Annotated in this window: 21 protein-coding genes and 1 pseudogene; 14 read left to right on the top strand and 8 right to left on the bottom strand. The window is 66.7% G+C overall.

Annotation, left to right across the window (positions count from 1 at the left end):
• Positions 1-35: 35 nt before the first annotated feature.
• From Rhe02_RS33675 to Rhe02_RS33665, 3 genes are read left to right on the top strand one after another with little or no spacing between them, the layout of a single operon-like run.
• Entirely contained in the window at positions 36-1,310 is a 1,275-nt protein-coding gene (locus Rhe02_RS33675; RefSeq protein ID WP_203912482.1) for an MFS transporter, read from the top strand.
• The gene (locus Rhe02_RS33670; protein ID WP_203912481.1) at positions 1,310-2,362 is read left to right on the top strand and encodes a winged helix DNA-binding domain-containing protein; all 1,053 of its coding nucleotides are present in this window, start codon (positions 1,310-1,312) and stop codon (positions 2,360-2,362) included. The genes Rhe02_RS33675 and Rhe02_RS33670 overlap by 1 nt, the downstream gene beginning before the upstream one ends.
• On the top strand, positions 2,359-2,721 hold the full coding sequence (locus Rhe02_RS33665) for a VOC family protein (protein ID WP_203912480.1): 363 nt from the start codon (positions 2,359-2,361) through the stop codon (positions 2,719-2,721). Before Rhe02_RS33670 ends, Rhe02_RS33665 begins: the two co-directional genes overlap by 4 nt.
• On the opposite strand, the gene Rhe02_RS33660 is transcribed toward Rhe02_RS33665, so the two are convergent.
• The gene (locus tag Rhe02_RS33660; protein ID WP_203912479.1) at positions 2,674-3,477 is read right to left on the bottom strand and encodes a DUF3109 family protein; all 804 of its coding nucleotides are present in this window, start codon (positions 3,475-3,477) and stop codon (positions 2,674-2,676) included. The two genes, Rhe02_RS33665 and Rhe02_RS33660, sit on opposite strands and share 48 nt — an antisense overlap.
• A gap of 44 nt (positions 3,478-3,521) precedes the next feature.
• Between Rhe02_RS33660 and Rhe02_RS33655 the strand changes: the two genes are divergently transcribed.
• Positions 3,522-4,460, top strand: a complete 939-nt coding sequence (locus Rhe02_RS33655; protein WP_203912478.1) for a Ppx/GppA phosphatase family protein — start codon at positions 3,522-3,524, stop codon at positions 4,458-4,460.
• A gap of 86 nt (positions 4,461-4,546) precedes the next feature.
• On the top strand, positions 4,547-5,338 hold the full coding sequence (locus Rhe02_RS33650) for a sugar phosphate isomerase/epimerase family protein (protein ID WP_239124224.1): 792 nt from the start codon (positions 4,547-4,549) through the stop codon (positions 5,336-5,338).
• 60 nt (positions 5,339-5,398) lie between these two features.
• Here Rhe02_RS33650 and Rhe02_RS33645 read toward each other — a convergent pair whose 3' ends face one another.
• The 3 genes from Rhe02_RS33645 to Rhe02_RS33635 are packed head-to-tail and all read right to left on the bottom strand — an operon-like array spanning position 5,399 to position 7,425.
• Positions 5,399-5,953: a CGNR zinc finger domain-containing protein gene (locus Rhe02_RS33645; protein WP_203912477.1), complete on the bottom strand. Its 555-nt coding sequence runs from the start codon at positions 5,951-5,953 to the stop codon at positions 5,399-5,401.
• Positions 5,954-5,998: 45 nt separating this feature from the next.
• On the bottom strand, positions 5,999-7,153 hold the full coding sequence (locus Rhe02_RS33640) for a glutathionylspermidine synthase family protein (RefSeq protein WP_203912476.1): 1,155 nt from the start codon (positions 7,151-7,153) through the stop codon (positions 5,999-6,001).
• Positions 7,141-7,425 carry a hypothetical protein gene (locus tag Rhe02_RS33635; RefSeq protein ID WP_203912475.1) on the bottom strand — a complete coding sequence of 95 codons (285 nt, stop codon included), beginning with the start codon at positions 7,423-7,425 and terminating at the stop codon, positions 7,141-7,143. The genes Rhe02_RS33640 and Rhe02_RS33635 overlap by 13 nt, the downstream gene beginning before the upstream one ends.
• 106 nt (positions 7,426-7,531) lie before the next feature.
• On the opposite strand from Rhe02_RS33635, the gene Rhe02_RS33630 reads away from it, so the two are divergent.
• From Rhe02_RS33630 to Rhe02_RS33605, 6 genes are all read left to right on the top strand, one after another.
• The gene (locus tag Rhe02_RS33630) at positions 7,532-8,458 is read left to right on the top strand and encodes a proline dehydrogenase family protein (protein WP_203912474.1); all 927 of its coding nucleotides are present in this window, start codon (positions 7,532-7,534) and stop codon (positions 8,456-8,458) included.
• A gap of 109 nt (positions 8,459-8,567) precedes the next feature.
• The gene (locus Rhe02_RS33625; protein ID WP_203912473.1) at positions 8,568-9,803 is read left to right on the top strand and encodes a hypothetical protein; all 1,236 of its coding nucleotides are present in this window, start codon (positions 8,568-8,570) and stop codon (positions 9,801-9,803) included.
• A 49-nt stretch (positions 9,804-9,852) separates the two neighbouring features.
• Positions 9,853-10,065: a helix-turn-helix domain-containing protein gene (locus tag Rhe02_RS33620; RefSeq protein ID WP_203912472.1), complete on the top strand. Its 213-nt coding sequence runs from the start codon at positions 9,853-9,855 to the stop codon at positions 10,063-10,065.
• Between the two features lie 59 nt (positions 10,066-10,124).
• Positions 10,125-10,226, top strand: coding sequence for a 30S ribosomal protein bS22 (locus Rhe02_RS33615; protein ID WP_007465623.1), 102 nt, complete (start codon positions 10,125-10,127; stop codon positions 10,224-10,226).
• A 21-nt stretch (positions 10,227-10,247) separates the two neighbouring features.
• On the top strand, positions 10,248-11,270 hold the full coding sequence (locus Rhe02_RS33610) for an NAD-dependent epimerase/dehydratase family protein (protein ID WP_203912471.1): 1,023 nt from the start codon (positions 10,248-10,250) through the stop codon (positions 11,268-11,270).
• Positions 11,263-12,117 (top strand): lysophospholipid acyltransferase family protein, encoded by an 855-nt coding sequence (locus Rhe02_RS33605; protein WP_203912470.1) that lies wholly within the window; start codon positions 11,263-11,265, stop codon positions 12,115-12,117. Before Rhe02_RS33610 ends, Rhe02_RS33605 begins: the two co-directional genes overlap by 8 nt.
• A 2-nt stretch (positions 12,118-12,119) precedes the next feature.
• Here the strand turns inward: Rhe02_RS33605 and Rhe02_RS33600 are convergent, their stop codons facing one another.
• From Rhe02_RS33600 to Rhe02_RS50815, 4 genes and pseudogenes are all read right to left on the bottom strand, one after another.
• Positions 12,120-13,193, bottom strand: a complete 1,074-nt coding sequence (locus Rhe02_RS33600; RefSeq protein ID WP_203912469.1) for a hypothetical protein — start codon at positions 13,191-13,193, stop codon at positions 12,120-12,122.
• Positions 13,194-13,213: 20 nt separating this feature from the next.
• Positions 13,214-14,050 carry an HAD family hydrolase gene (locus tag Rhe02_RS33595; RefSeq protein WP_203912468.1) on the bottom strand — a complete coding sequence of 279 codons (837 nt, stop codon included), beginning with the start codon at positions 14,048-14,050 and terminating at the stop codon, positions 13,214-13,216.
• Positions 14,051-14,360: 310 nt separating this feature from the next.
• Positions 14,361-15,185: pseudogene (locus Rhe02_RS33590) on the bottom strand (DUF5667 domain-containing protein); the annotation flags it as partial.
• An 85-nt stretch (positions 15,186-15,270) separates the two neighbouring features.
• Positions 15,271-16,188 carry an ECF subfamily RNA polymerase sigma factor, BldN family gene (locus Rhe02_RS50815; protein WP_308442042.1) on the bottom strand — a complete coding sequence of 306 codons (918 nt, stop codon included), beginning with the start codon at positions 16,186-16,188 and terminating at the stop codon, positions 15,271-15,273.
• Positions 16,189-16,482: 294 nt separating this feature from the next.
• Between Rhe02_RS50815 and Rhe02_RS33580 the strand changes: the two genes are divergently transcribed.
• From Rhe02_RS33580 to Rhe02_RS33570, 3 genes are read left to right on the top strand one after another with little or no spacing between them, the layout of a single operon-like run.
• Positions 16,483-17,886: an AMP-binding protein gene (locus Rhe02_RS33580; RefSeq protein WP_203912466.1), complete on the top strand. Its 1,404-nt coding sequence runs from the start codon at positions 16,483-16,485 to the stop codon at positions 17,884-17,886.
• On the top strand, positions 17,883-18,107 hold the full coding sequence (locus Rhe02_RS33575; RefSeq protein ID WP_203912465.1) for a glutaredoxin family protein: 225 nt from the start codon (positions 17,883-17,885) through the stop codon (positions 18,105-18,107). The genes Rhe02_RS33580 and Rhe02_RS33575 overlap by 4 nt, the downstream gene beginning before the upstream one ends.
• 9 nt (positions 18,108-18,116) lie before the next feature.
• Positions 18,117-18,737, top strand: a complete 621-nt coding sequence (locus Rhe02_RS33570) for an HAD family hydrolase (protein WP_203912464.1) — start codon at positions 18,117-18,119, stop codon at positions 18,735-18,737.
• The last annotated feature ends 259 nt before the right edge of the window (positions 18,738-18,996 follow it).

The following is an 18,996-nucleotide window of genomic DNA, read 5'->3' as shown; positions in this document are numbered from 1 at the left end:
CAGCGAGATCGGCTGTGCTGTCCTAATGTCTTTGGATGCTCATCAACCGGAACTACGCGAAGCTCTGGTTTGGACAGACGATCTCGGTCGTGGGCGACGAGGTTTTCGGCACCACCCTGCTGATCTGGATCGGCTACGTTCTCCTGGCGGGCAAGGGTTACGCCCCCGCGGTCAGCAGCGTCGTGCTCATCGTCACCTCGATCGTCATCATCTTTCTCGGGCCGATCGCGGGCGTGTTCGTGGATCGCTGGGAAGCCCGGCGCACCATGCTCCGGATGGACCTCATCCGGGCGGCTCTGATCAGCTCCCTGATCGTCGTCAGCGTGGTGACGCTGCCGTTGCCGGTGACCCTCACCATCATCGCCGTGGTGGTCGCGCTCGATACGGCGGCCTCACAGTTCTTCAATCCGTCGCGGATAGTGCTGCTGCGCGACATCGTTCCGGAGGAGATGCAGGGGCGGGCCTCCGGCTACGCCCAGTCCGCGGGCGCATTGGCCTCGATCATCGGCCCACCGCTGGCCGCGCCGCTGTTGGTGAGCGTCGGCGTGCCCTGGGCGATCACCGTCAACGCGCTGTCATTTCTCGTGTCCTACCTGCTGATCCGGCTCATCAAAGTGGATCCGGCGGCCGTCCCGCCAGCAAAGCCGCGCGAGGAATCGGCCGGCGTGTGGCGCGAGTTCGTCTCGGGAATGCGGTTCATCGGCGGTCATTCGCTGGTACGTGCCGTGCTGATCCTTGCCGTCGTCGTCCAGCTCGGGATTGGGGCGTTCGTTGCGCTGGATCTCTACTTCGTGGCCGAGAACCTCAACGCCGAGCCGAAGTGGTTCGGCGTGCTCGGTGGGGCCTTCGGGGTGGGCGCGGTCATCGGCTCGTTCACCGGTGGCTTTCTGGGTGACCGGCTCGGTCATGTCCGGGTCATCGTGGGTGGCTTTGTGCTCAGCGGAGCGTTTCTCTTCGCCTATTCGCGCCTGGAAAGCGTGTGGCCGGCACTGGCGGTGATCGCCGGGCTCGGCTACTGCATCGGCGCGCTCAACACGGCGCTGGCGCCCGTGCTGATGCGGGTGGTGCCGCGGGATCTCCTGGGCCGGGTCTTCGCGGTGATCATGCCGGCGAACCGGCTCGGGGCAATCGTCTCCATCGCCGTCACCAGCGTGCTGGTGAGCACCGTCCTGAAGGACCTGGACACGACGCTGTTCGGCATGCACCTTGGCCGCATAGACGCCGTGTTCGGCTGCGCCGCCCTCATCGTCACGGCGTCGGGCATCTACTTCTGGTTCGCCGCCCGGAGTCTGCCCGATAGCATCGAGTGATGTTCTCGCATGGGGAAATTGCGGCCTTGCGGATGGTCAACCAGCGGCTCTGGGGTGAGCCTTTCCAGGACATCCATTCCGGGGTGAGAAGTTTCGCCGCGCTACAGGCACAAGAGTTCCCCTATGCGCGCTGGTCGATAGTGCAGCGCACGAAGAACGTCACCGAGCCCATGGTGGACGAGCTCATCGCCGACGGCAGGATTCTGCGCACCCATGTCATGCGGCCCACGTGGCACTTCGTGGCGCGCGAGGACATCCGCTGGATGCTGGAGCTGACCGGCCACCGGGTGCACGCGGTGAACGCGCCCTACTACCGCGCCAACGGTTTGACGGATTTCAAGAAGACCAACGCGTTGTTCGTCAAGGCGCTCAAGGGTGGGCAGCAGCTCGAGCGCAAGCAGATGCGCGCGGTGCTCGAAAACGCGGGGCTGACCTTGGAAAATCTGGCGTTCACGCTTGTCCTCATGCGGGCGGAGCTGGACGGGATCATCTGCAGCGGGGCGCCGAGGGGCAAGCAGCAAACCTATGCACTGATTGAGGAAAGGGCCCCCGACGCGATAGTCCTGAGCCGTGAGGAGGCGCTGGCCGAGCTGGTGCGCCGCTACTTCACCACGCGCGGCCCGGCCACGCTCAAGGACTTCGCATGGTGGTCGGGGCTGACCCAGGCCGACGGCCGCAAAGGCTTGGCAATGCTCGGAAACGAGGTGCTGAACACCGTCGTGGATGGACGATCCTACTGGTTCGGCCGCGAGCTGCCCGAGCCGAAGATGGCGCAACCGAGGGTAGACCTGATCCAGGTTTATGACGAGATAGGGATGGCCTACACGGAGAGCCGTGACGCGCTGGCCATGCCCAGCCTGACTCGCCAGGCTGCCGTCTACTACAACTCCATCCTGCTCAACGGGAGGCTGATCGGGCACTGGCGGCGCACGGTCAAGGGCAAAGCGGTGACTTTTGAAATTCAGCTGTTCCGGAAACTGACCAAGGCTGAGTCCGGGGCGCTCGAGGCGGCGCAGAACAGGTACACCGAAAGCTTGGAGGACAACAGGTGAGGCTGAAGGGAATCGTGCTGGGCGCGCCCGAGCCGAGGGCGCTGGCTGGTTTCTACCAGCGGTTGCTGGGCTGGGAGCTCGGCAGCGACGAGCCGGAGTGGGTGACGCTCAAGGCCCCCGAGGGTGCGGGCCTGTCGTTCCAGCTGGAGCCGGAGCATGTGCCGCCGGTCTGGCCGGCCGGGCCGGGCGACCAGCAGATGCAGGTCCACCTCGACATAGCGGTGGAGGATCTGGCGGAGGCGGGCGCCCGCGCAGTAGCCGCAGGCGCAACGCTCGCCGAGTTCCAGCCGCAGGATGACGTGAGGGTCTATCTAGACCCGGCGGGGCATCCGTTTTGCCTTTTCGTTTCCAGCCACTGACTGGTTTTGCGCAACCGTTGCCGGGTGCGGTGCGACCAGGCCCTTGCCGAGGCGCTCCCGGCAGAGACGGGAAAGCTCGGCGTAGGCCTTCTCGCCCAGAAGCGCGGTCAGCTCGGGGCCATAGCTGACATAGACCACATCGGTGCCCACATGCGCGTCTGGTGACGAGGTGCACCACCAGTTCAGCTCGTGGCCGCCCGAGCCCCAGGCGCGCCGGTCGAACTCGCCGATGGTGGAAAGCAGGATCTTGGTCTCATCGGGTCGGGTGACCCAGTCCTGGCCGCGCCGGATCGGCAGCTGCCAGCACACATCCGGCTTGTACTCCAGTGGATGAACCCCATCGCGCAGCGCCTGACCGTGCAGGGCGCAGCCGCCGCCTGCGGCGAAACCGGGGTCGTTCTGGAAGACACAACCCGCGCCGGGGCGGGTGGCCGTGCGCCGGGCAGGCTGGTCGTCGAGCTCGTCGACCTCGGTCCAGTTCTTGTAGCCCTTGCGGAAGTGCTGCCACGTCGTCGGGGTCAGCTTCTTCACCGCCGCCTTCACCCGGGCGATGTCCTCCTTATCGGTGAAGAACGCGCCGTGCGAACAGCATCCCTCCACCGCTCGGCCTTTCAGAATGCCCTTGCAGCCCACGCCGTAGATGCAACTCCAGCGGGAGAGCAGCCAGGTCATGTCGGCGCGGATCACATGGTTGGAGTCGGCTGGATCGGCGAACTCGATCCACTCCCTGGGGAAACCCAGCGCTACCTCTTTCACAGAGCCCAGACTACGACGCGCCCGAAGGGCATTACGGTAGGCGCATGCGGCTCGGTGTTCTCGACGTCGGTTCCAACACGGTCCACCTGCTGGTGGTCGATGCCCATCCGGGCGCACATCCCTGGCCCGCGCACTCCCAGAAGGAAAGGCTGCGCCTGGCCGAGCAGCTCAACGGCGACGGTTCGCTGACCAAGGAGGGCTCCCATTCGCTGGTACAGGCGTGCGCTCGGGCCAAGGAGGCCGCGCGACGCCTGGAGGTGGACGAGTTACTGGCATTCGCCACCTCAGCCGTGCGGGACGCGAGCAACTCGGCCGACGTTCTGCGCCGGGTTTGGCTGGACACGGGCGTCGATCTGCGGGTGCTCTCGGGCGAGGACGAGGCGCGGATGACGTTTCTGGCGGTGCGCCGCTGGTTCGGCTGGTCGGCGGGAAGGCTGCTGGTGCTGGACATCGGCGGCGGGTCGCTGGAAATCGCGGCCGGGGTCGACGAGTCGCCCGAAATCGCGGTCTCGCTTCCGCTCGGCGCGGGCAGGCTCACCCGCAACAAGCTCTCGCACGATCCGCCGTTGCCGGAAGAGGTGGAGGCGCTTGAGTCCTATGTGGACAACAAGCTGGAGCACAAGGAGCTGGACAAGATCGGCGGATGGGAGTTCGCCGCTGCGACCTCGAAGACCTTTCGCACGCTGGCCCGCCTGGCCGGCGCCGCCCCGAGCGGGGAAGGGCTGTGGGTGCCGCGCTCGCTGACGATGACCGGGCTGCATCAGGTAAGGGCTTTCGTGCAGCGAATCCCTTCGGTCGCGCTTGGCGAGCTTGACGGGGTGAGCCCGAGCCGGGCCCATCAGCTCGCGGCCGGGGCCGTGGTGGCCGAGCACACCATGCGCCGGCTTGGCATCGACGAGTTGCGCATCTGCCCGTGGGCACTGCGGGAAGGCGTCATCCTCAGCCGGCTCGACCAGCTCTCACTGTCCAATGTGGAGAACTAACGCTAAAGCCCGTCCGGCCGTGTTTCAGGACGCCGGGCCGTGGGCACGGGGAGGGGTGGCCTATCCCGCGGACTAGGGTGGAGGACGTGTCTGTGCCTGTCTTGCTGTCAAGCTCCTCGGTCTTCCCGGAGCCGACCGCGGCCGCGTTCGAGGTGGCCGCGACGCTCGGCTATGACGGGGTGGAGGTCATGGTCTGGACCGATGCGGTCAGCCAGGACACCAGCGCGCTGCAGGGGCTGGTCGAGCACTACGGCGTTCCCATCATGTCGGTCCACGCGCCCTGCCTGCTGGTGACCCAGCGGGTGTGGAGCAGCGATCCGATGGAGCGGTTGCGGCGGGCCGCCGTGCTCGCCGAGGATCTCGGCGCCACCACGGTGGTGGTGCACCCGCCGTTCACCTGGCAGCGCGACTACGCGCGCGGGTTCGCGCAAGGCATCCAGCGCCTGGCCAGACGCCATCCCGGGCTGCGGTTCGCGATCGAGAACATGTACCCGGTCCGCATGGCCGGCCGGCAGTTCGTCCCGTATTCGCCGGGCTGGGATCCGACGAGGAGCGGCTACGATTCCTACACGTTGGACATTTCGCACTGCGCGGCCTCACGCTCCGACGCGCTGGAAATGGCCGAGGCGATGGGCGATGGCCTGGCCCACATCCACCTCGGCGACGGCACGGGGGAGGGACGCGACGAGCATCTAGTCCCCGGACGCGGCAACCAGCCCTGCGCACAGTTGCTTGAGTCGCTGGCCAGGCGGGGTTTCTCGGGCTCTGTCGCGCTCGAAGTGGCGACCCGCCGCGCCCGCAGCCGTGCCGAGCGAGAGGCCGATCTCGCCGACGCGCTCCAATTCGCCCGCACCCACCTCTCCGTGCCGGTGCCCTAGCGCCCCGCCATCGATCGCCGCGAGTTCAGGGAAATCGCGGAGCCGCAGGAGCGAGCCGGGCTAGCCGACGGGGGTGAGGTTGGTGGCGGTGTCCTCGACAGCGGCCTTCTTGCGCGCGCGGTGGGCCGCGACGTGGGAACGTGTCGCGCAGCGCTCCGAGCAGAACCGGCGGCAGTTGTTCGACGAGGTGTCGAGGTAGACGTTGCCGCAGCGTTCGTCGGCGCACACCCCGAAGCGCGCGCTGCCGTATTCGCACAACCAGACAGAAAGGCCCCAGACCGCGCCCGCGAGGTATTCGGCGCTGATCATGGAGCCTCGGCTGGTCACATGGATATGCCAGTTGCCGGACTGGTGGCCGGAGATCCGGGGATGGACAGGGTGAGTCTCCAAGAGCATGTTCAGCTCGTTGACAGCCTCGCGTTCGCGTCCGGAGGAGCCGAAGGAGAAGACGTCGCGCAGTTTCTTCTGGGCCTTCCGGAAGGTTTGCAGATCACGCTCGGTCGGGTCCTCGCACATCCACTCCGGGTCGGGGTAGAGGCCCTTCAGGGCGTTGAGGTCGTCCAGCGGCGCGTTGACAAGATCAACGGCCATGCGGGCGTACGCATCGAAGTCCACCCGACAAAGGTAGTGCAATCTTGCGCGAAGTTGTGTGCCAGCGTCCTACGGAACTAAGTAGTGGGGAATAAACCGGGCATGGTGGTCGGTGATGAGGCTGGTGCTCTCGCGAATGCCCAGGCCGGCGGCCTCGCCGTCGATGACCCACGATCCCAGCACGACACGCTGACCGTCGAACGAAGGCAGCGCCCGGAACTCTTGGAAGCACCAGCCCTCCGCCCCATAAATACCCTCCGTGTGCATTTCACCGTCGGGCGTGACTATTCGCACGTTGGCGCCCTCCCGGCCGAGCAACGGCTTCGCCACGTATTCGGCCAGCCCGCGCGGTCCATCGAGATAGGCCGGAAGCAGCAGCTCATGCCCCTCGAAGAGCTCCCAGAGAATCGCCAGCAGAGCTTTGTTGGAAAGCAGCAGCTTCCACGGTGGTTCCAGCCAATGTGTGGGGGTACCAGGTTCAAGCGCGACCTTCCCGTAAGGCTCGGCCAGCATCCACTCCCACGGGTAGAGCTTGAAGATCGTCGTGATCGGGTCGCCCGCGCTGTCGCGGAAGTGCCGCCCGTCCCAGGCGATGTCGAGCATCGGCACCACCCGCACGTCGAGCCCCGCCTGGTGAGCCGTGTCGGCGAGGTAGCCGACGGTCATCAGGTCTTCGAAGGTCTCCTCAAGGTTCGACCAGGCGAAGTGCACCGGGCCGGGGGCGAACCCGGGGGCCTGCCTTTCCCAAGCGGCGACAAGCTTTTCGTGGATGCTGTTCCACTGGTCCGTGCCGGGCCGGGTGTCGGTGAGCCAGAACCATTGGATGATGCCCGCCTCAAGCAGTGAGGTGGGCGTGTCGGCGTTGTACTCCAACAGCTTTGGCGCGCTCGTGCCGTCGTACCACAAATCGAAACGACCGTAGATCGAGGGCGGCTTCTCCCGCCACGAGCGGCTGACCGCCTCGGCCGCCCATCCGGGGATCCCGAAGTCGGCGAACCGGTTGGCCGACACCACATGCTCGGCGGCGGCCAGGCACATCCCGTGCAGCTGGTCGGTCTGCTCCTCGAGCGCGAGCACCTCATCGACAGAGAACTCGTAGCACGCCGACTCATCCCAGTAGGGAAGGGTCTGCCCGTCATCCAGGGTCGTGTCCGAGTGGAGCATTCCCTGCGACCGGACGGTCTCCCGCCACCCCGGCCGGGGCGTGACCGCTAACCGCCGCATGAGGCGAGATGCGTGCCGAACCCGCCGCTTGCGGGCAGCGCATCGCTCTGGGTTTGCGCAGGTGGTGCCATCCGCACGCCGGAGGATCCGGCGGCAAAGACCGAGTCTGTAGTGCCCATCGAGTCGCAGTCATCGTCGTCCATCGAGCCGCAGGCGCAGGCGGTCGCCAGGACCAGCAGCAGCACCCCGCCCACCAGGACTTTGGGCGAGCGCAGCACCGCGAGGCCGGCCGGGCGGGACGGCCGCGGTGGGAGGTGCGCCGGGATCTTCATAGGGGCAGGCGACCTCGGTTTTCGACGTTTAGAGGGTTTAGGTGGCACGGGTCATTTGTAGCTGAGCCCGGCAAGCTTGTGGGGGGCCAGCCGTTAGTCTGGCGTTATGCTGCGCTCCGTGATCCTTGCCGCCGCCCGGTCACCCCGGGTGGAGCGACTGGTCGAAACCGCCCCCGTCAGCCGCGACGTCGTCAAAAGGTTCGTCGCCGGGGTCACGACCGATGAGGCTCTCCTCGCCACCAAGCAGCTGGCCCACTCGGGCCTGCGCATCACGCTGGACAATCTCGGCGAGGACACGCTGAACGAGAAGCAGGCCACCGCCACCAAGGACGCCTACCTCGAGCTGCTCAAGGCGCTCGACTCGGCCGGGCTCACCGCCGACGGCAAGGCCGAGGTGAGTCTGAAGCTCTCCGCGCTGGGGCAGGCCTTCGATGAGGCGAAGGCGGAGGCCAACGCGCGGGAGATCTGCGTCGCCGCCGATGAGGCGGGCACGACGGTGACGCTCGACGCGGAAGACCACACCACCACCGATTCCACCTTGGACATTCTCCTGCGGCTGCGCCGCGATCACCCTTCGCTGGGCGCGGTGCTGCAGGCCTACCTGCGCCGCACCGAGGCGGATTGCCGCGAGCTGGCCACGGCCGGTTCCCGGGTGCGCCTCTGCAAGGGTGCTTACAAGGAGCCGGAGCACGTGGCCTACCAGTCGGCGCTCGAGGTGGACAAGTCCTACGTGCGCTGCATGAACATCCTGATGGCCGGCGACGGGTACCCGATGCTGGCCACCCACGACCCGAGGCTCATCGCCATCGGGGAAGACCGGGCGCGCTGGTTCGACCGGGAGCCGGACCGCTTCGAGTTCCAGATGCTCTACGGCGTGCGTCCCGAGGAACAGTTGCGGCTCAGCCACGAGGGTTATTCGGTCCGCGTCTACGTGCCCTACGGCAGCGAGTGGTACGGCTATCTGATGCGCAGGCTGGCCGAACGTCCAGCCAACATCGGGTTCTTCGCGAGGGCGCTGGTCTCGAAAAAGTGAGGTAACCTCCCACTTTGTGCACCCCACTCCTCCTCCTGCTGCGCTGATCTATGGGCCGCCCCCGCCCCCTCCCAAACGCCGTTGGGGCCGTTGGGTTGCCCTGGGCGTCGTGTTGACGTTGGTGTTCTGCGCCGGGCTGGTGGGCCTGGCGGTGCTCGTGGCAAACGTGCTTGAGGACAAGCCACCGGTTTCGGCGCGCAGCTCTGGCACACCGGGTCCGGCCCGCAGCCCTCGCGAGGGCGATCCCATTTCCGTGTACCAAGACTGGGTGCGCGAGAAGGTCGGCGAAACCCTTGCCAGGCAACGGGAGTCGCTGCTTTCCGGGGACGAGGCCGGTTACCTGTCCGTGCTTGACGCGCAGGCCGCCAAGGCCGATCGCGATCGGCTGGCGGTGCAGTTCAAGTCGCTGCGCGCGATGAAGGTGGCCGACTGGCACGACAAGCCGTCGAACCCGATCCGCAAGGACGGCGATCTGTGGCGCATCGAGCTGGACAGCAGCCCGTGCTTCGTCACCGACGGATGCGCAGACGCCTCGGCGCTGGCCGACACCGTGTGGCGGGTGGTCGGGGCGACGGCCACGCTGGTGGAGTGGGCACCCGACGACAAGGAGCCGCATCCCTGGCAGACCAGCGAGCTGGTGGCACAGGCGGGTCAGCGCACCATCGTGGCCACGGTCAAGTCGCAGGCGGGCAAGCTGCCGTCGGTCCTGGTCCAGGCGGAGAAGGCCGCGCTGGTGGCCGACAGGTTCGCCCGCGACGGCAAGCCGCCGAGCCGGTACGTGATCTATTGGGCGCCGAAGAAGGAATGGGAGCGGTGGTTCGACTGGAACCCGCCGGAGTGGTCCGGCGGCGCGGCGATCGAGGTGAGCACGGACCGCTACGAGCTGGTGCTCAACGCTGACGGGCTGGACCCTTCCGCCGTCGATGACCTGTTGCGCCATGAGCTGACCCATGCGGCGTCGCTGCCGGGGCGCATCGCGGGCGGCAAGGAGCTGTGGTGGCTGACCGAGGGCATCGCCGAGATCGGTGAGATGGAAGGTTCCCCGGTTTCGGCTCATTCCGGGATCCAGGACGTGGCCGCGATCGCGAAGGACAGCGATGGGCTCGAGGTCACCGGCCCTTCCGACAACGCGGCCAACAAGGCTGTCTCGGGGCTCTACGCCTTCGCGTTCCTCGGGGCGCGTTGCATATCGGAGCGCTTCGGTGAGCCGAAGCTGGTCGAGTTCTTCCATGCGGTGGTGCATGATCGCCGGGTGGCGTCGCAGGCCGCCCCGGAGGTGCTCGACATCTCCTGGCCAGATCTGCAGCGGGATTGTCTGGCCTATATCCGGCAGGCCGCCGGGTGATCTTGAAGAACTCTCGCATTTGCCACTTCTGCCCCGGTACGTTACTCATATGGTCACTCATGGGCATCACGAGCCGCGGCTCGGCGAGGTCAGGTTCCTCACCGTGGCCGAGGTGGCGACGCTGATGCGCGTGTCCAAGATGACGGTCTATCGGCTGGTGCACTCCGGCGACCTGACCGCGGTGCGTGTCGGCCGGTCGTTCCGGGTTCCGGAGCAGGCGGTTCAGGAGTATCTACGAGGGGCCTTCGAAGCTGCTTCTTAAGGCTCGGCTACCCTGGACAGGTTCGGTTTCACCACCCGTCAACTTCGAGAGGGTTCCGTATGGGCTCCGTGGTCAAAAAGCGCCGCAAGCGCATGGCTAAGAAGAAGCACCGCAAGCTGCTGCGCAAGACCCGCGTCCAGCGTCGTCGTCTCGGCAAGTAAACCCGCCCCGGGAGGTGCGCGATGGAATCGACCGCGCCTCGGGTGGTTGTCGTCACCGGCGTCAGCCGGTTCCTAGGCGCCCAGATCGCCGCCCAGATAGCCGCCGACCCGATGGTCGAGCGTGTCATCGGGCTGGACCGGGTGGATCCGCCTTCGACCTATGCCGATCTGCTGTCGGGTGTCGAGTTGCGCAAGGTCGACCTGACCAAAAGCACCGGCAACACACTGGCCAAGCTGCGCGCTGAAGCCGTCGTCCACCTCGCGGTCGCCTCCTCTCCGGATCCGGCCGCGGGCGGGCGGGCGGGGATGAAAGAGCAGAACGTCATCGGCACGATGCATCTGCTTGCCGGCTGCCAGCAGACGTCAACCCTGAAGCGGCTCGTGGTGCGGTCCTCGACCGCGGCTTACGGCGCTTCGTTTCGCGACCCCGCAGTCTTCACCGAAGACACCGAGGCGCGTGACGTTCCGCGCGGCGGCTACGGGCGCGACATCCTCGACATCGAGGGATACGTGCGCGGCTTCCGCCGCCGCCGTCCCGAGGTGACCGCCACCGTGCTGCGCTTCGCCCCCTTCGTGGGGCCGACCGCGGAAACGATGCTGCTGCGCTACTTCGCCCAGAGCGTGGTCCCCACCGTGCTCGGGCGCGATCCCCGGCTGCAGTTCGTGCACGTCGACGACGCGCTGGAAATCCTGCGGCGATCGGTGGTCGAAGACCACCCGGGCACCTTCAACGTGGCCGGGCCGGGCATCATCACGCTGTCGCAAGCGCTTCGGCGGTCGGGCCGGGTGAACCTGCCGGTGGTGGAGCCGCTGTTGCAGGCCGCGACCCGGCTGGGCGGGGTCTCGCTGGACCAGGTCGACCTCTTCGTCCACGGCAGGGTGGTCGACACTGCCAAGCTGTGCAAGGAGTTCGGCTTCACCCCGCGCTCGACCTCGGTCGCGTTCGACGATTTCATCAAGTCGCATCAGAGCGGCGCTGTGGTCACGCCCGATCGGATAGACAGCTTCCTTGACATGATTAAGTCGGTGCGGGCCCGTGGATGATCTGCTGGACGAGTGGGACGCGAAAGTCGCGACGGGGCTGGCTTTTCTTCGCCGGCGGCTGATCGGCCAATATGAGGTCGACGACTTCGGTTTCGACGCCGAGCTCACCGAGCATGTCTTCCATCCCGTGCTGCGCCAGCTTTACAAGCATTGGTTCCGCACCGAGGTCTTCGACACCAAGCACGTTCCCGACGAGGGCGCGGCCCTCATCGTGGCCAACCACTCCGGCACCATCGCGCTCGACGCGCTCATGCTTTGCCTAGCCGTGCATGACGAGCACCCGGCCCACCGCTACCTTCGGCTCCTCGCCGCAGATCTGGTGTTCCGGCTGCCGCTGGTCTCCGAGGTGGCCCGCAAGTCCGGGGCCACCCTGGCCTGCAACCCTGATGTGGACAGGCTTTTGCACGAAGGCCAGCTGGTGGGGGTGTTCCCCGAGGGCTTCAAGGGCGTGGGAAAGCACTATTCCGAGCGATACAAGCTGCAGCGCTTCGGGCGGGCCGGCTTTGTCTCGGTCGCGCTGCGCAACCGCACCCCGATCGTGCCGACCGCCATCGTGGGCGCGGAGGAGACCTACCCGTTGCTGGGCAACATCAAGCCCTTGGCCCGTCTCCTCGGGACGCCCTATTTTCCTGTCACGCCAACGTTTCCGTGGCTCGGCCCGGCGGGTCTGGTGCCGCTGCCGAGCAAATGGATGATCCGTTTCGGTGAGCCGATCGACACCACACCCTGGTCGGACCAGGCTGACGATCCAGCCGTCGTCTTCAACCTCGCCGACCAGGTGCGCGAGACCATCCAGGGCATGCTGCACGACCTGCTGAAACTGCGACCCGACCCGTTCCAGGAGTAGGTCTAGCCCGCCAACTCGCGCAGGTCGAGGAGGTGCCAGGCGGTGGTTTCGTTGTCGCCGGTGGTCCACCACAGCATCGGCGCCCGGCTCATGACCTGGGTCACGCCGAGCGCGATGACGACGGACTTGCGGGTCTGCAGGTCGAACAGGACGAGCTTGCCGCCGGCGTACGAGTAGATCTCGTACCGGTCGAGCAGTGCGACATCAACCGTAGACGCGGCAACGCTTCCGGCCGCGGTGCGCAGGCGCTCACTGCCGTCGGGCCGGGCCATCTCGATGATCGTGGAAGACGCCGTGCTGCCGATGACGAGTGCGCGGCACCACTTCGGTGAGCAGGCCAGCAACTCACTTCCTTTGGGCGCAACGGTTTTGCGCTCGCCGGTGGCCAGGTTGAGCAGCTCGGTCGGGCCGTCCATGCCGCTGGTGTTCACCTTGCTCAGCCAGGGCCACGCGGCGAAGGCATAGGCACTGTCACGGGTGTCGACTTTCACTTGCCCGCCGTTGATGGAGACCGTTCTCACCTCGGTCTGCGGGGTGTCCGTACGGGCCGCGGCCAGCCAGGTCACCAGACCATCGTGGATAACGACATCATCGCGCTTGTCGAACAGCGCCACATCGCCGGTGTCGGCGGTCACCATGCGCGGCGCGGCTGCGTCGGAATCGATTGTCCACAAACGGGTTTCGGTGGTGCCTCGGGTGGTCATGGTCAGCTCGAGCCACACCACGCGCCCCTCGAAGGCGGCGAAACCGGCGAACTCCGGGGTTTGCGAATTCGGCAGGCTGCGCAGCACCCGTTCCCCGGTGGGTGTGCGCAGGACAAGCTGCGTCTCGCCGGACGGTTTCCGGATGGTGCCAAGCATCCGTTGCGTGTCAACGAAAAACAGCGGTGTGACGGTCGTCCCGTCGGCGAGCGTGGCCTTGACCGGCTTCGGTTTGGCCCCCGGAAAGGCCTGTGCGAGCGTGACCTCAGCGGCCGATGCGGCCGGCCCGTGCTCAACCGGCTTGGCCACCAACATGACACCGGTGGCGATGAGCGCCACTACCAAGGCGATGAGGCTGGTGAGCCGGAGCGTCATCGGATGGCGGTGCTTACCTGTCAAAACCGTCGCCTTTTCCTGTTGAGCGCGATGCCTCCGGCCACCGCCCCGGCGACCAGGCCGGCGCCGATGGCCATCGGCACGGCGGCCTTCGCTGCCTTGCGCCCGGTGCGGAAGTCCCGGATCTCCCAGCCGTTTTCCCTTGCCGTGCGGCGCAAGGCGCTGTCGGGATTGACCGCCACCGCGCGGCCCACGGTGCTGAGCATCGGCACATCGTTGACCGAATCGCTATAGGCGGCACAGCGGGACAGGTCCAGGCCTTCGGCCGCGGCGAGCGCTTGGATCGCGGTCGCCTTGTGCGGGCCGTGCAACATCTCGCCGACCAGCTTGCCGGTGTAGTGCCCGTCGCGGATTTGAGCCACCGTCCCGAGCGCGCCGGTCAGGCCCAGCCGGGAAGCGATAACCGTGCCCAGCTCCACCGGGGCGGCGGTCACCAGCCAGACCCTTTCGCCCGCGGCCAAATGCAGGTCGGCCAGGGCGCGTGTGCCCGACCAGATTTTGTCGGCCATCAGCTCGTCGAAGATCTCCTCGCTGAGCCGGGCCACGTCCTCCACCTTCCAGCCCTCGATGAAGGCCAGCGCCGCCTCCCTGGCCTGGGTGATGTCACCGGCGTGTTCCGAGGCGATCAGGCGGAAACGCAGCTGGCGCAGGGCGAAACGGGCCAGGTCCGCGGAGGTGAAGTAGCGGCGCTTGGCCAGCCCGCGCGCGAAGTAGTAGATCGAAGCGCCTTGCATCATCGTGTTGTCCACGTCGAAGAAGGCGGCGGCGTGCGGCTGGTGCGGGACTATCATCGCGGCTTCCAGCTCTGCCGCTGCCCAGCCCGCTGTCTCGGCCATGCATCCTCCAAACATTCAGATGTAGAGCCTAATCCGTGCCGCACAAACTGAAGGGACGGCATTGGCCGTCCCTTCAGCGTGATTACCTAAGCGATTAGCCGCCCAGCAGGCCCCCGAGGATCCGGCCCAGCTCACCGAGCAGGCCGTCATCGGTTTTCTCCTCCTGCTTGGCCGGTGTTGCGGCCGCCGACGGGATGAGGTCCTGCGGAATGCCGGTCACCCCGGTGTTCGGCGGGTTGACTGTGGTCCCCTCGGGCGCGGGAGCGTTGGTACCGCCCGTGGTTTTCACACCACCCTGCGTGGTTACAGCACAACCGCCCGGGATCGGGCCAAGCGCGTCAGCGCCGGTGGGCTTGGCGCCGCAAGCCAGCGCCGACCGAGCCGCAACGGAGCGCTGCTCCACCACGGTCAGCAGAGCCAGTGACTCGGTCACCTTCTCGCGGCCGGCGGTGGCGTTCAGATCCAGCATCCCGGCCACCAGCAAGCGCTGGCCGGAGACGAAGTTGTCGATCGCGTCCAGCGCGGTGGTGTCGTGCTGGGCCATCGCCGAGGCGATGAGCGCCCGAATCCCTTGCTGGGTCTCGCCGTCCATGTCCTTCAGCGCTGCCACGAAGCCGTTGGGATCCGAGCGGACCGCGTAAGCCTCGGTCAACCGGGTGCGGGCGAAGTCGAGATACAGCTGGCCACGGGTCAGCTCGGAACCGGCCAGCGCGAGCTGTGCCCGCTCGGTCGAGCGTTTCATGCCGTAGAGCGCGTCACCGGGGATGGCCTCACCGCTGGCCATCGAGACCCCGGACAGGGCCAGCGTGCCGGCGGCTATACCGACCACGATGGCACCGCGGGCCCGCGGGCGCGGCCGGCCGAAAGCTCGGCGCGGTTTGGGCTCGGGCTGCGCGGTGCTGCCGATGCCCTCCCGAACCGCGGTCGCCAGCAACTGCGCGCGCAGGTCGCGTTTGAAGACCGGCGAGGCCTGTACCGAGATCGGCATGGCCTGCAGCTGTTGGCTGGTGGAGACAAGCTCAGCGAGCTCGTCGTCCAACCGGGAACGGGCATGGTGACGACGGCCGCCACTCGCTTCGTCCACAAGCTGGGCGAAGCGGTCGGCGCGCGCACGATCAAACAGAGAAGCGTTCATCGCGAGCACCCCCCTAGGTACTTGGTCGAGAAATCGGCTCGCACTCGAACAAACGCCGTTAGGGCACGTCGGGTTACGGGGAGTGTCACGGCTGGAAGCCCTCCGGAAGGAGCCGGGCGAGTGCGCGCACCGCACGATATTGAAGGGCCTTGATGGCTCCTTCATTCTTTCCCATGGCCTGTGCCGTTTCGGCGACGGAGAAACCCTGCAGGAAGCGCAGCACAATGCACTCCTGCTGCTCCGGGTTGAGCTGTTTTACCGCAGTCAACAATGCGACATTGGTGATGTGGTCGACGACCGCGGTCTCCGGGCTGCCCTCGGGGCCCCGGTCCTCGCGGTCGGCATCGAGAACATCACCGGTAGTAACCTCCAGCCGGTACCGGCCAGACTTGAAATGGTCGGCAACGAGGTTGCGGGCGATGGTGACCAGCCATGCACCAAGATCCCGGCCTTGCCAGGTGAAGCTGCTGATCCGCTTGAGCGCGCGCAGGAAGGTGTCCGAGGTCAGGTCCTCGGCCAGCGGCCGGTTGCCCACGCGGAAGTAGATGAACCGGAAGACCGTGTCGACATAGCGGTCATAGATCAGCCCGAAGGCCTCGGTGTCGCCCTGCTGGGCGCGTTCCACGAGAGTCCAGACCTCGTGCGCCGGATCGGTGCGGTCAGGGCGGTCTGGAAAGCCAGCCGGCCCACCACCTCCTGCCGGGCCGGTCTCGGTCTCCTCCTCGCCGCCCGGCAGGACGGGCAACAGCGTGGTCGGCGCGTCTGCCAGCGGGGTGTTCTGCGCCGGCATCACCGGCCTGCCGTTTACCTTGCCGCCGACCGGGGGCGGAGCGTGCCGGGTCGAGGCATCGTTGCCCTGCCTGGTTCGTATCCGCTGAGTGGTCGGTGCACGATCGCCCTCGCCGCGTACCGCGGTGGCGAACACTTCGTTTAACAGTGAGCGCAGGCCGCCCGCTGAAAAGGGGCGGAGAAACACCTCATCGCCGAAGACCGTCGCTGTCATTGCGCCACCTCCACATGCCCCACCATTCCGGCAAACTCCACCATATGGTGCGAATGGTGTTGAGGTAACCGTTTCAGACTTCTATCTGGCACAAAGGTCTCCTCCGGGCTGAGAGGTGCAGATCGTGGAAGATTACGACAAACCACCATAGCTGTGGCTCCCGCGACCGTGCCAAGTGTCAGCGTGACCTGGTGGAAGGTGTCGCACACCGTGTGCGGCTTGACGCCGTCCGTGTGCCAAGTTCGCCCGACCTCACCCGCTAGGGGGACCGCGGACCCAAATAGACTCACCCGCGTGAACTTCGCATCCCTCCTGCGGGACAAGGCGGGCGCGCAGCCCGGGCGAGTCGCGCTGCACAGCCGGGAAAGCTCGTGGACCTGGACGGACCTTGACGCGCTCGTCGATCGGGCGGCCGCGGGCCTGCTGGCCTCCGGTGCCACCAAGGTCGCGATCTGCCTGCCCAACACGATCGAGTTCGTGGTGGCGCTGCTGGGCACGATCCGGGCCGGGCTGATAGCTGTCCCGGTGAACCCCGCCTTCACCGCCCGCGAGATCGAGCACGTGCTGGCCGACTCCGGCGCGGAGTTGCTGATCCGGGACAAGGCGCCCGACGCCACCCCGTCCGCGCCGTTCCCCGAGGTGGATGACGATCAAGTGGGGGTGCTGCTCTACACCTCCGGCACCGAGGGCGCGCCCAAGGGCGCGATGCTCACCCACCGGGCGCTGATGGCCAACCATCGCCAGCTCGAGCAGATCGAGCCGCCGATCCTGAGCGCTGACGATGTCCTGCTGCTCGGGATCCCGCTCTTTCACGCCTACGGGCTCAATACCGGTCTTGGTTCTGTTCTGTGGTACGGCGCAACCGGTGTCCTGGAGCCGCAATTCGACCCGCTGGGCACGGCCGGCCTGATCGCGCTGCACCGAATCACCGCGGTAGTCGGGGTCCCGGCCATGTACCTCGCGTGGAACGCCGAGCCCAGCGCGCCCGAGTTGCTCAAGTCACTTCGTCTCGCCGTGTGCGGCGCCGCAGCCCTCGACCCGCAATCCGCCGCCGAGTTCACCAAACGAACCGGGCTCACCGTCCACATCGGATACGGGCTCACCGAAACCGCCCCGGTGCTCACCTCGACTCTGGCCAGCGCCTCTGTCAAGCCGGGGTCGATCGGCAAGGCCATCCCGGGCGTGGAGCTGAAGCTGGTCAACGAGTACGGAACTCCAGCCGAGGACGAGCCGGGGGAAGGCGACGACGACCCAGGCCAGATCGTGGTCCGGGGCGAGAACCTCTTCCTGGGCTACTGGCCCGATCGGCGCGGTGGCCCGGCCGGCGAGGACGGATGGTGGCCCACGGGCGATGTGGCCTACGCCGACGCGGAGGGCGACCTGTTCATCGTCGACCGCATCGGAGAGCTGATCATCGTCAACGGGTTCAACGTCTACCCGGCCGAGGTCGAGCAGGTGCTGCTTTCCCATCCAGCAGTTCGGGAAGCGGCCGCGCTGGGCGCGCCGCACGAGCTCACCGGCCATACCGTGCACGCGTTTGTGGTGCCGCAAGGCGCGGTCACCCAGGCCGAGCTGGCCGAGCACTGCGCGGCCAACCTGGCTCGCTTCAAATGCCCCACCAGAATCGAAATCGTCTCCGAGCTGCCGCATTCCGCGACGGGCAAGGTGCGCAAGACCCTGCTTCGGGACCAGCCATGACGAGAATCACGCTTTACACCCGGCCCGGCTGCCATCTGTGCGAGGTGGCGGTCACCGCGCTGGAGGAGATCGGCGAGCCGTTCGACGAGGTCGACATCACCAGCGAGGCGGAGCTGGAGATGGAGTACGGCGAGCGGATCCCGGTGATCATGTTGGATGGCAAGGAACACGGCTATTGGCGGGTGGAAAAGGAGCGGCTGCTTCGGGATCTGGCTAAGTAACCTTGGCCCATGCATCTGGTGTGGGACTGGAACGGCACGCTTCTCAACGACATCGAAATCGTGGTGGCTTCGACCAACGCGGCCTTCCTCAAGGCGGGCGGGCAGGCGATCACCACTGACGATCACCGGCGGCGGTTCCGCCGCCCGATTATCGAGTTCTACTCCGAGTCGATCGGGCGCGAGCTGCTGGAGACCGAGTTCCTCGAGCTGGACGAGATCTTCCATCGGTCCTATCTGGACGCACTGCCCACCGTCACGCTGACCCCTGACGCGACGAAGGCGATGGGCGCGTGGATGGGGACGCAATCGCTGCTGTCCATGTGGTTTCACCACGAGCTGGTGCCGACGGTGAATCGCTTCGGCCTGGATTTCCTTCGGGTTGATGGATTGCGGGATCCGCTGAACGGCACCTACAAAGCCGATCATCTAAGGACTCATCTGGGCGAGCTCGGATTGGCCGGCGGTGACGTGGTGCTGATCGGCGACTCAGTCGACGATGCTGATGCGGCGCTGGCGGTTGGCGCGCGCTGCGTGCTTTACAGCGGCGGCTTCACGCACGAGGAGAACCTGTTGGCGTGTGGCGTACCGGTGGCGCGCACCCTGGTGGAAGCGGTGGCGCTGGCGGCCTGAAATTCTGGCGCGTCTTATGTCCCTTTTCTGGTTTCTGTGGCGATACTGAGCAAGCAGCGCTCATCCGTGGTACCCGCTACGGCGAGAATGGAGGGCACGTGTGCCGCGGGGGCATATCTCGCCGTTCTCGGTGGCCACGGATGGGCGCGATATCTGGCGAGGTCTCAAGATCGCGATTTGTGCACCCGTTCACAAGCGCCTACTCTGTTACCTGCTCCGTTAGCACAGCAGCCAAAAGGCCTGTGAGCGGGGTGCCTAT

The sequence above is a fragment of the Rhizocola hellebori genome, assembly GCF_016862955.1.
Lineage (GTDB): Bacteria > Actinomycetota > Actinomycetes > Mycobacteriales > Micromonosporaceae > Rhizocola > Rhizocola hellebori.
Note: the sequence above shows the minus strand (reverse complement) of the source record. Positions and strands in the feature narration are given on the sequence as shown.